4 protein-coding genes and 1 pseudogene are annotated in these 12,415 nt (G+C 69.5%); 4 read left to right on the top strand and 1 reads right to left on the bottom strand.

Features of this window, described 5'->3' with window-relative positions; translation table 11 throughout:
* Positions 1-929 precede the first annotated feature (929 nt).
* The 4 genes from ABZ873_RS19265 to ABZ873_RS19250 all read left to right on the top strand — a co-directional run bounded on the left by ABZ873_RS19265 (position 930) and on the right by ABZ873_RS19250 (position 11,720).
* Positions 930-2,711 (top strand): N-acetylglutaminylglutamine amidotransferase, encoded by a 1,782-nt coding sequence (locus ABZ873_RS19265; RefSeq protein WP_360873097.1) that lies wholly within the window; start codon positions 930-932, stop codon positions 2,709-2,711.
* A 98-nt stretch (positions 2,712-2,809) separates the two neighbouring features.
* The gene (locus tag ABZ873_RS19260; RefSeq protein WP_360873094.1) at positions 2,810-4,957 is read left to right on the top strand and encodes a prolyl oligopeptidase family serine peptidase; all 2,148 of its coding nucleotides are present in this window, start codon (positions 2,810-2,812) and stop codon (positions 4,955-4,957) included.
* Between the two features lie 200 nt (positions 4,958-5,157).
* Complete coding sequence (locus ABZ873_RS19255) at positions 5,158-6,273, top strand: glutamate--cysteine ligase (RefSeq protein WP_360873091.1); 1,116 nt, start codon at positions 5,158-5,160, stop codon at positions 6,271-6,273.
* A 236-nt stretch (positions 6,274-6,509) separates the two neighbouring features.
* The gene (locus ABZ873_RS19250) at positions 6,510-11,720 is read left to right on the top strand and encodes an NACHT domain-containing protein (protein ID WP_360873088.1); all 5,211 of its coding nucleotides are present in this window, start codon (positions 6,510-6,512) and stop codon (positions 11,718-11,720) included.
* 309 nt (positions 11,721-12,029) lie between these two features.
* Here ABZ873_RS19250 and ABZ873_RS19245 read toward each other — a convergent pair.
* Positions 12,030-12,415: pseudogene (locus tag ABZ873_RS19245) on the bottom strand (hypothetical protein); the annotation flags it as partial.

Genomic DNA, 12,415 nt, shown 5'->3' with positions numbered 1-12,415 from the left:
AATTTCATCGAATCCCCCTGGAAATGCGTAACCGCCGCTGACACGAGAATGTTCCGCGGGGTTACTGTGGAACCTCTGAGTCCTGAGGCATAGGCAAAACCTGCTGGCACACTAGAACTTACTGCCGCCTGTCGCAAGAGCCGTCAGAATCGGATTCTTCAATTCCGCGCGGCAGGGTGGATGCGGCGCGCAGCAGAGAGGAGGGCGGCGTCTCCAACGGCTGCCCCGATGGCTCCGTAACCGGAATGCATTCCCAAGTAGTCCAAATCTCAACGGGACATGGACGCCGACCCGTACGCGGCCGGCAAGTCCGGGCTGCGGGCCTTCACGCACACCCTCTTCAAGGAGCCGCAGCGCGACCGCGAGGGCATCGAGGTCGCGGGGATCATCGCTGGTGGCATGGAGCCCGGTGACCGGCCCGGTCCAGGGCTCAGGCGTCGGCGGCGAAGCGCGAGGCGGTCACGCCCGGGGGAGGGCGCGCTACGGCCCGGCGATGCCCGTCGCACTGAACCGGACGCCCGGCTCCTGCGGATCACCGTGGGGGAGGTACTGGAGGCGGTGCGCGGCCACGGCCCGGACCCCTCCGGCGCCGCCGACGACGCATGCCCCGTGGAATTGGTCAGCCCCGCACGAGGCGGGGCTGCGGGAGACATCTGCCCCGTCTTCGGGCTGCCACACCTCGAGGGAGGCACCGGGGGCCAGGGCGCACCGCCCCCGGCTCGGCGGGAGTACGGCCCCGGGAGCGGCCCCCGCTTGAAAGGCGCAGGTGCGGGCAGGCGCGGGGTATGTCGATCGCCCGTTCGGACCGGCTCGCACGTGTCGGCCGAACCGGCACAGGAGTGCAGACGCATGGTGTACGCGGCCTGGCCCTCTGACAAGAGCGGGGTCCCCCGGGCAACTCAAGGCGCCGAGACACGCGGAGGTGTCTCATGTGCGGCTTGAGCGGAGAGGTGCGGTTCGACGGCGGAAGGCCCGACCTGGCCGCCGTCGAACGTATGACCGATGTGCTGGAGCCCCGCGGGCCCGACGGCAGGGGAATCTGGTCCCAGGCGGCGGTTGCCCTGGGGCACCGGCGCCTGCGGATCATCGACCTGTCGGAGCGTGGTGCCCAGCCCATGGTCGACGCGGATCTGGGCCTCACGGCCGTCTTCAACGGCTGCGTCTACAACCACCGCGAGCTGCGCGCCCGCCTCGAAAAGCTCGGGTACCGCTTCTTCTCGGACTCCGACACCGAGGTCGTCGTCAAGGCGTACGCGGAATGGGGCAGGGACTGCGTCGAATTCTTCGTCGGCATGTTCGCCCTCGCCATCACCGAGCACCGCTCCGGCCGCGTCGTCCTGGGCCGTGACCGCCTGGGCATCAAGCCCCTGTACGTCACCGAGGACCGCGACCGGCTCCGCTTCGCCTCCTCGCTGCCGGCGCTGCTGGCCGGCGGGGGAGTGGACACCTCCATCGACCCGGTGGCCCTGCACCAGTACCTGAGCTGGCACGGCACGGTGGTAGCCCCGCGCACGGTGCTGTCCGGCGTGCGGAAGATCCCGCCGGCGACCGTGCGCATCATCGAGCCCGACGGCACCAGTGAGGAGCACTGCTACTGGCAGCCCTCGTACACCCGGCACTCCGAGCTGGGCTCGGACCCGGTGCTCTGGCAGGAGGCCGTGCACGACGCGCTGCGCACGGCGGTACGGCGGCGCACGGTCGCCGATGTGCCCGTAGGGGTTCTGCTGTCCGGCGGGCTGGACTCCAGCCTCATGGTGGCCATGCTGGCCGAGGAGGGGTACGAGGACGTACCGACCTTCGCGATGGGATTCGAGGAGGAGAACGGGGAGGGCGGAGACGAGTTCTCCTACTCGGACCTGATCGCCCGCCGGTTCTCGACCGACCACCAGCAGTTCCTGATCACCTCCGACCGGCTCCCGACCGCTCTCGAAGCCGCGATCGGCGCCATGAGCGAGCCCATGGTCAGCCATGACGCCGTCGCGTTCCACATGCTGTCCGAGCAGGTGTCCAAGGAGGTCAAGGTCGTCCTGTGCGGCCAGGGCGCGGACGAGGTCTTCGCCGGCTACCACTGGTACCCGCAGATCGCCGCGTCCGGCCGCGCGGGAGCGGACGACGCGTATGCGCGCGCGTACTTCGACCGGACGCACACCGACCTCACCGCCATGATCCATCCCGACCTCGGTGCGGGCCACGACGCTTCCACGGACTTCGTCCGGCGCCACATGGCCACCCCCGGGGCCGAGACCGCGCTCGACGCGGCCCTGCGCATGGACGTCCACGCGCTCATGCCCGACGACCCGGTCAAGCGTGTCGACAATATGACGATGGCCTGGGGGTTGGAGGCGAGGGTTCCGTTCCTGGACCAGGACCTCGTGGAGCTGGCGGCGGCCTGCCCGCCGGAGTTGAAGATCGCGCAGGGCGGCAAGGCCGTGCTCAAGGACGTCGGCCGCGCGGTACTGCCCCGTGAGGTCGTCGACCGGCCCAAGGGGTATTTCCCGGTTCCGGCGGTCCGGCACATGGCCCGGCCCGTACTGGCCCGCGTACGGGACGCCCTCACCGCCCCCGAGGCGCGCAGGCGGGGAATCTTCGAGCCGCATCTCGTGAACGAGCTGCTCGCGGCACCCAACCGCCACCGCGCCAGGCGCGGAGCCAACACGCTGTGGCAGGTGGCCACACTGGAGCTCTGGCTGCAGGCGCACGACATCCACTGAGCAACGGGACCCCGAGCATCGAGTGGTGGGAACACTCGGGAAGCGGAAGCCTGAGAGAGGTGGCCATGCCCCTGGAGCGGACGAAATCTGTGGATCATATGACCGGTACGGCGGGCGGAACCGGCGGACCCGTCGGGGCCCCTGCGACTGCTCGCGCGGCGGAGCCCGCGAAGGCCGCTCCCGCGCCCGTGCCGGTGCGCGTGCCCGACCACCTCGGCGCCGACCCGCCCACCCTCCTCACCGCCCACGGGTGCTGGTACCCCTCGGCCGACCCCAGCGGTGAGCAGGTGGCGTACATCTGCGACCGGTCCGGCGTCCCCCAGCTGTGGAGCGGGCCCGCGCGCGGGACGGACGCCCACCTGCTCGACGGCGATCCCGATCCGGTGACCGAAGTCTCCTGGTCCCCGGACGGGCGCTGGATCGCCTACACCTCGGCCCCGGGCGGCGGCGAGCACACCCGGGTCCTCGTGGTGCGCCCGGACGGTACGGGACGGCAGGTGCTCGCCGGCGCCGAGCCGGGAAGCTCCGCCCACCTCGGGTGCTGGACCCGCGACGGCACGGCCCTGGCCGTCACGGTCGCCCAGCCCTCGGTGGACCGCGCGGAGCACACCGGAGCGGGCCACCAGCCGCAGGACGCCGACGGGGCCGCGGTGCCCGGCGCGGTCCTCGGGCCGTTCGGGGGGCGGATGTCGGCAGTAACGTCGCCGGTCGGCCCCATCGGCCCGGCCGTCGACGGACAGGTCCGCGGCGGGGGTCTGGCCGCCTACCTGGTGGACCCGGACGGAGCGCACTCGCCTGCGCTGCTGTACGCCGAGGAGGGCGCGGCGTCGCTGCGGGTGTGCGACACCAGCCCGGACGGGCGCTTCGCGCTCGTCCGCCGGGGTCCGCGCGGCCGGCGCGAGGCCCTGGTGCTCGACACGGCCTCCGGCCGCACCACCTTCGCCGTGCACGTGGCCGACGGAGACCCCTGGATCGGGCGCTTCTCGGCCGACGCGGGGACCGTATGGCTGCGGAGCGACACCGACCGCGAGTTCGCCGCCCTCCTGAGGGTCCGGCTGGACGAGCGGGGCGCGGGCCGGGGGGTGTCCGTGGCGGCCGAACGCGAGCAGTCCGGTCTGGACCTGCTGAGCATGCCCCACCACGGCCGCTGGGCCTTCCTGGCGTGGAACGTCCACGGCGCGACCGAGCTGGAGAGCGTCGGCCTGCCCCTCGCCGACGGGGACGGGGATGGGAATGGGAACGGCGACGGGGAAGCCGGCGCCGGGGCGCCGCGGCGGCCGGATCTGCCGCACGAGGTGGTGACCCGTATCGCGCCCCTGGAACGCGGTGGCCTCTTCACGGCACTCGCAGGCTCCCGGCGCCGGCCCGGCATCTGGGAACTGGACCAGGGCCTCGTCCCCGGCCGCGCCGGCTGGTCGGCCCGGGACGAGGACGCCGTACCGCCGGGGCGGCCCCCCGTACGGCCCGTGCCGCTGCGCTGCCGGGCGCGGGACGGGCTGACGCTGGGCGGCTGGTACTACCGGGCACCCGGACGCAATCCCGGCCGGCCCGCGCCGTGCGTCATCCACCTGCACGGCGGTCCGGAGGAGCAGGAACGGCCGGTGTTCAGCCCGCTGTACCACGAGCTGCTGGGCAGGGGCATGGACGTGTTCGCCCCCGACGTGCGCGGGTCCTCGGGCTGGGGGCGCTCCTTCGTGGACGCCGACCTCGGCGCCGGCCGGTTCGCGGCGATCGAGGACGTGGCCGACTGTGCCGCGCACGTCGTCGCGCTCGGCTACGCCGACCCCGTGCGGCTGGGGGTGATGGGCCGTTCGTACGGCGGGTACCTCACCATGGCCTCCCTGGTGTGGCACCCGGAGCTCTTCCGGGCCGGGGTCGCCGTCTGCGGAATGTCGGACTTCGCCACCTTCTTCGCGGGCACGGAGCCATGGATCGCGCAGTCCGCGACCGCCAAGTACGGCCATCCCGAACACGACCGGGAGCTGCTGCGCGCGCTGTCCCCGATGAGCCGTATCGACCAGCTGCGCGCTCCCGTCCTGGCCGTCCACGGCGAGCACGACACCAACGTCCCGCCGACGGAATCGGAACAGTTCATCCGCGCCGCGCGCGGCCGCGGGGTCCCGGCCCAGCAGCTGACGCTGCGCGACGAGGGCCACGAATTCCTGCGGGCGGACAACAGAAAGCTGTACCGCCAGACCGCAGCGGACTGGCTGGAACGCCACCTCGGCAGCACTCCTGCCCCGTGAGGTGTGCGGGGGCGAGAGCGAATGCCGCGCGCCCGGGACGGTGACCGCGCCGACCGCGTCGACGCCATGCACCCACACACCAATGCACCAGCGCACCGGCGCACCACCCGACCGGGTCGAACGGAGCCCGCGCCCGCATGCTCGTAGCGGCGTCGGGGCAGGTGCGGGGGCAGATGACCCTTCGATCCACAGGCGGCGACATGCGAAGCGTAGGCGTGGAAGAAGAGCTGCTGCTCGTGGACGCGGAGACCGGTGCCCCGCGTGCCGTTTCGGCGGCGGTCCTGGCGGCCGCGGACCGGCAGGCATGGCAGCAGCCCGGGACGGACGGCCGGCCGGAGCACGAGTTCGAGAAGGAACTGCACAAGGAGCAGCTGGAGTTCGCCACCAAGCCGATCACGGAGATGGGCGAGCTCCAGGACGAGATCGTCCGTATCCGCGGCGAGGCGGCCCGCCACGCGGCGAGCGCCGGCGCCGTGGTGGCGGCGGTCGCGACATCCCCGCTGCCGGTGCAGCCTTCGCTCAGCGTCGGCCCGCGCTACCGCTGGCTGGGCGAGCAGTTCGGCCTCACCGCGCAGGAACAGCTCACCTGCGGCTGCCACGTGCACGTCTCGGTCGCCTCCGACGAGGAGGGCGTCGCGGTCCTGGACCGCATCCGGCCCTGGCTGGCCGTCCTGACGGCGATGAGCGCGAACTCGCCCTTCTGGCAGGGCGAGGACAGCGCCTACGCCGGCTACCGCAGCCGGGTGTGGAACCGCTGGCCGTCCGCCGGCCCGGTCGGCATCTTCGGCTCCGCCGACCGCTACCACGAGCAGGTCCGCGAGATGGTCGACACCGGTGTGCTGCGCGACGAGGGCATGATCTACTTCGACGCCCGCCTGTCGGCCACGTACCCCACCGTGGAGGTCCGGGTCGCCGACGTCTGCCTGGAACCCACCACGCCCGTCCTGCTCGCCGCCCTGATCCGCGGCCTGGTCGAGACGGCCTCCCGGGCCTGGCAGGACGGCCGGCCCCCGGCCCGCGTCAGTACGAGCCTGCTGCGCCTGGCCGCCTGGCGGGCCGCCCGCTCCGGCCTGGACGGCCCCCTGCTGCACCCCGAAACCATGCGCGAGACCTCGGCCGAGCACGCCGTCGAGGCCCTGTACCAGCACGTACGCGAGGCGTTGAAGGACCACGACGACGACGAACGCGTCCGCGAGGGCATCGCCCACCTGCACGAACACGGCAACGGCGCCCGCATCCAACGCCGCCTGCTCGCCGAGGGCACCGACCTCGGCTCGGTGGTCACCCACTGCGCGAAAATGACGACCAAGCCGTAAGCACACGGAACCGCTGAGCAGCGGGGCAGCGGAGCGTCACCCCCTGAGCCTCGACGCGGTCGGCCTCCTGCTCGCGGCATCCCAGCGGTCCGTGGTGCCGACCGGTCCGGCGGCGGAGGGAATCGCGTGGACGGGCTGTGGGTGACTGCGGCTGGATCTGGATCTGGATCTGGAACGGGTACAGGGCACTGGGCATCGTCCGGCGTCCGGGGCCGAGGTGGGGGAGTGGCGAAGCGATGACGATGATCGGGTTCACGGACGAAGCGGGTGGGCGAGGCGACACGGAAGCGCTTCTGTGGTCTGCCCCCACCGGTGCGGTGCCGGCGCCGCCGATCGACACCAGGGCGCAAGTGCTGCCCCTCAACGTTCTGGAGTGGCCCGACGCTGAGCGCCTGTTCCTCAGGCTGCTGCACACCGTCCGGCCGGTCCAGTACGCCAAGCTCTTCGGTGTGCCGGGCCAAGCCCAGAGCGGGATCGATGCCTACGCGCGACTTCCGCTTGATCTGACGCGTAGCGAATCCGGCGGCCGGGACTACATCACCTTGCAATCCCGGCGGGTCAAAGTGCTCACGGCGGCAAGGATCAAGAAGGCCGTCGACGACCTGTTGAAGGGTGAGTGGGCCGCCAAGACGACAGCGTTCCACTTCGCCACCTCGTTCGATTTGCAGGACGCCAAGCTGGACGCCGCGATTCGTCAGCAGGCCGAACGGCTGGCCAGACTCAAGATCACTTTCGTTCCGTGGGGTGTTCAGGAGGTCTCCCACCTGCTGAAAGATCACCCTCGCATCGTCGATGACTTCTTCGGCCGACCGTGGGTCGAGCGCTTTTGTGGCCCGGACGCAGCCCAGACCATCGCGAACAACCTGCCCCACCAGGACAGTAGAGAACTACGCGCCGGGCTGCGCGATCTCTACCACGCCGTCTTCTCCGCCCAAGGCGGAGTGCACCCGATCGAGAACGCGGAACCCGACGGCGCGTTCGTCGTCCTGGACGTCGAGCCCAACCGCCAACGGGCCGACGTCATCAGCGGCGCCGAGCAGCCCGAGCCGACCGTTCAAGACCTTCGGCCTGCACAGGATTCGGGCGACGGCCACACCTACCTCGCCTCGCGGCTGGGCACTCGCCGACAGTCGTTCAGGTCCGCCCGCCACCTCCTCAAAGGCGGAAGCCACGCCGCGCCGGACACCGATGGCAGTATCGCCGCCGACGAGTGGCTGGCCGGCGGTAGGTACCGGCTGCTCATCGGCCGTCCGGGAGCGGGGAAGTCCAGCCTCCTGCGGTTCATGGCCACGGACCTGCTCTCGTCCCAACCGCAGTCGATCGCGCTGCAGCGGGAACACGCCACCGACCTGCCGATCTGGCTGCCGTTCGGGTTCCTGTGCCGCCACCTTGAAGCGTCGATGGACAACTCGCTCGTCTCAGCTGCCGAAGCCTGGCTGAAGTCGCAGAGCGCCACCCATCTCTGGCCGCTGGTCCAGCGCGCACTGCTGGACGACCGCTTGCTGCTGCTTGTCGACGGCATCGACGAGTGGAGCGACGTCGGCGCGGCCGAACGCGCCCTCGGGATCCTGGAGGCGTTCCTGGGACGCACGAAACAGGCGTCAGCGATCCTCTCCACGCGCCCCTTCGCGGTCGACCGGCTCAACTGGAGGCGCCCGTGGGCGCAAGCCGAGATCACGCCGCTGACCAACCGACAACGCCAGACGATCACAGCCGGCCTCCTTCGGCCACTCACGGGACCGGAAGCCGCATCGTCCTTCCCCGGGCATGTCGGCGTCGAACCGTTCCTCGACCAACTCGATGCCAGCCCGGAACTCACCGAGCTCTCCAGGTCCCCGCTGTTTCTGACGCTGTTGGCCACCACATGGCGAGGCGAGCCCCTGCCCCGTCAACGGCCCAAGATCTATGCCCGGCTCGTCGAATTGCTCGTCCAGAAGCATCCCCAGATGCGGCAGCGCGCCTCACATGCGCGCGGAGCACTACTGGCAGCTACTGAGGTGACTCCCTTGTTCGCCGCCGTGGCCTACCGCCTCCGCGTCAAAGACCCCGCCGGTACCGTCACCAAACCGGAGATGCGCACGCTCATCGTGGAGTCGATGACCGACGACGAAGTCCTCGGCTATCAGCACGGCGACGCCCGCAGAATCGCCGATGCAGTCCTCGCCATGGCAGTGGACGAGTTCGGTCTGATCGTGTCCCAGGGTGCCGGGTCCTTCGGCTTCCTGCATCGCGTGGTGCTCGACCACCTCGCCGGCCAGTACCTCGCGACGCTGCCCGCCGAAGCACAGATCGCGGCCGTGCGGCGGTTCGTGCACGATCCGGCCTGGCGCGATGTGCTGCTGGCACTACTGACCGCCCAGGTCGACCGGTATGGAACCGAGCCACTACTTGCCGCGGCGCTCCACAAGAGCGGCCACCAATGGGCGGACATCGACGGATACGAGCTGCTCGCCGAAGCGCTCGCCGCCGGTGTCAAGCTCACCCCAAAATCGCAGACCAGCTACATCAATCGGCTCGTCGAACGGGTGGAGACCCATCCGTCGCTGCGCCATCGGGCGAACCTCATCGCCGCGCTCACCGGCGCTCTCGTGAGCCACACCACGCGCACCCATCTGCTGCCGATCATGAAACGGTGGCTCACGGCACCGCGTCCCGATCCTTCGCCGGCCATGTGGGCGCTGCGCGATCTCGACATTGCCGAGGACACCGCGGCGGAGTACCTGCTCTGGGGCATGCGGCACCCGGAAGACAATGTGAAGGTCAACGCAGCGCTGGCGCTCGCACACCGATTCGGGGGCCAGTCGCGTCTGCTGGGCCGACTGGTGGCGCTCACCCGGACGGGGACGTCCTCCGCGACCCAGGCCGCTGCCATCCTCGCCCTCGGCGACGGCTGGGCCGACGCACCCGAAACCACACGGCTGGTCGACTGGGCACGACGTCAGCCGTCCAGGCCGATCCGGCTGGTGGGCCTGCATCTGGTGCAGCGCGGCACTGCGTCAGGTGACGCTGCACTGTACCGGCCGGAGGAACGTGCCTGGCTGTTGTCCCTGCTCCGCCGAGAGGACCACTTCTCCGGGCCATGGCCCGCAGCGGACCTCGTCAACATCGCCGCCAACGGGGATACACAGGTAGCCAGGTTCGCGTGGGAGACCCTGACGACAAACGGAAGCAACGGCGGCGACCGCAGTCTTGCGTGGACCTTGGCCTGCAACGCCTTCGCCGACGACAGCCGCTTCAGAGAATGGGCGGCCACAGAGCTCGCAGACCCGAAGAGACGCGGCCTGATCCTTTACAACGTCGGCATGATTCCCCAGCAGTGGCGTGACGATCCGGGATTCGCTCAGGCCCTCCATCCCCACCTGGACGCCGAACTACGGGGGGTGATGCCTTACTCCGTAGCGGGCCTCGCCGCCGCGCTACCGCCTGCCGATGCCCGAACGGTTCTGTTGCGCGGTCTCGAGGCATACCGCCCGTACGCCGCGGCCCGCACGCTGGTGGAGCGGTACGCGGACGACGATCAGGTCCGGACCGTCCTTGTCGACCGGCTTCATGGCGACTTTGCCCAAGCTGCGCCGATGGCCGGCGTAGCCATCGACGTGCTCGGTCCGCAGGAGGGCTTCGCAGTCCTGGTGGCCCTGCTGCGCCAGCCCGACGCACAAGGACGGACCGAGGGGCGCGTTGTCGTTGCCCAGGCCGCAGCCGAGGCATGGATGCGCTTCGAGAACGCCGTCCGGGAACCAGACGCGGAAGTCGAAGCCGCGCGCGAGGTGCTTGCCGGCTACGACCCCACAGAGTTGGCGGCACTGTGCACGTCGGTGGACCCTCGCTATTTGATGTGGCACGTTCCTGCCGTCATCAATGCCTGGCCTGGGCAGCCAGCTGTCCAGGAGTTCGCCGAAAAACTCATCCACGACCCGAAGCCCATCACGCCAGGAATCCCGGACACCATTCCGGCGGCTGTCCTCAGGGCATATTGCGGCAGGACTGACGAGACCTCCCTGCGCATCCTGGACAAAACCCTCGATCTGCTCAAGCACATCGAACCGGAGCTGCGCGAAGTCCTGGCATTCGAACTCGCACGCAGCTCGCTCCCCGCGGCCGATCTCATCGACGTCACGGCGGAATGGAAGGACGAACCGGACAGTGATATCCGGCGCATCGTATTCCTCGGGATCATCCATGCGGTCCTGCGCCACCAGCAGGCCCACAATGACCTGAGGGGCCCCGAAACGCTTACGCCCGAGATGCAGTGGCTGCGCGGTGAGATCAAAGGTGAACTGTGCGCCTACGGTCCTGAGCTCGAAGAGCGCCGACAACTGGCATGGATCGGCATGCTCATGCTCGGAGACCTCACACTGATCGACGGTATGGAGGAAACGCTCGGCTACTCGGGTGCGCCCGGCGTCAAACTCGATACCCTCGACGACGGGGAGGTGGATCAAATCCTCGTCGACCTCGTCGCCGAGAACTGGGACCGGTTGCAGGCTCACTTCGGCGACGAACTCTTCGAGCGGCTCAACGGGAAGTCCGACAGTCGACGCATGACGGTCGGCGACCAGCGCCGCCGCGTCATGTCAGCGCTCGCAACAACCGCCTCCCGATACCCCGCCATCGCGGAGATGCTCCGCGACGAGGCCGACCGGAATGCCACGCTCCGCCAAGATCGCAGTTTCCTCTTGTGGGCCAAAGAAGAGAACAGGGGTGATGAAGGAGTTCTTCGTGCGTTTATCGCGAAACTCGGACAGGATGCGCACCGTTGGCAGGACCGTATCCTTGATTCGATATTGGACCGAGACAGCTGGAATGTGCCCGATCGGATGTTCAAGGCCATCCTCGCCGAGGGCGCCATCGAACCCCGGTTGGGCATCCTTGATGGAAACGAAAAGCTGGCCGCCTTCGCTCAACTGTTTCCCGCGGACAGGGTTTCCCTGGCCGCTCTCCGAGACCTCGAAACGTGGTCCGAAAGCGACCCCGCAACCCGCGGTCACCGCGACTTTGGCAGCACATCGGCCATTGTGTTCGGTGTGGCCGAACCGCAAGACCTGCCATCCCTTGCGGCCCGCATGCATACCCGATTCCGTATGGGTGTCTCGGACTTGTATCTGCCCATGTTCACCAAGCCGCTGATCCGGCGGCTCCGCGTGGACACGGAAGCTGTCGAAGCGTTTGGGAGCGCCCTGGGCGATCCCATGGGTATTCGTGACAACAGCCCCATCCTGGCGGGCTCCTGGGACCCGATTGCCGACGCATACCCGGAAGTACAAGCGTTGCAACGCATGTACCTCTTCGCCGTGGCACTGCGCCAAGCCGGTGCCCTGCCGCAGGCGGACGCGGCGGCGGCAGCCCGGGTGCTTGAATCCGCATCACCGGACACTGTCGTATACAACCCCTTCACCCACCACGAGAGCCCACTCTGCCTCGCCGTACTTGACCTCACCGCGCACTGACACCGCGATCGGTCCACCCCGATCCGTCACCGAAGGCATGCACTCCGACGTTATGCAGGCCGTCGAATTGAGAGGTATCCAACCCCGGTGATCACCCCAGACAGGGGTATCCGCGCCTCACCCCGCAGGCGTGGTGCAGGCCGAAGTGATTGACAGGAGTACGAACCCGCGCTCGCTCAAACCGTGAGACCGAGTGCGGGTTCAGCCCTCCTCCCAAGCTCAGGATTCTCCTGGAAGCGCTTCCGGTCCCGTCCAGAGAGCCCGGGACCGCGGGGCTCTCCGGGGGATCAGAAATCCGCAAGGGAGCGGTCAGCGCGCCGGCGTGGTGGTGAAGTGCTCGGTGCGGAGTTCCGTCAGGAGGCGGCTGATGTCCGTGAGGAGTGTGCCCTGCAGGGTGTGGACCGGGGGTTCCGCTTCTGCGGCTGCTCGGTCCTGGCGTTCGACGCGTTGGAGTTCCGTCATGGCGTCGTCGAGCAGGCTGGTGAGGCGCCGGGGGTCGGTCGGGGAGGTCTGGCCGATCTCCTCCAGCGCGGTGGCGGCCGTACGGAGCAAGGTGCCGCAGGCGCTTCGGAAGGAGGCGGGGAGGCCCGTGATCTCCTCGCTGTCCAGGGCGTAGTAGAGGGTGCGGGTCAGGGAGCGGAGGTGGTCCATCGTGCGTTCGGCGATGGTGACGGCCTCGCGGGCGCGCGGCAGGG

It is taken from the genome of Streptomyces sp. NPDC047014, from assembly GCF_040644195.1.
Lineage (GTDB): Bacteria > Actinomycetota > Actinomycetes > Streptomycetales > Streptomycetaceae > Streptomyces.
Note: the sequence above shows the minus strand (reverse complement) of the source record. Positions and strands in the feature narration are given on the sequence as shown.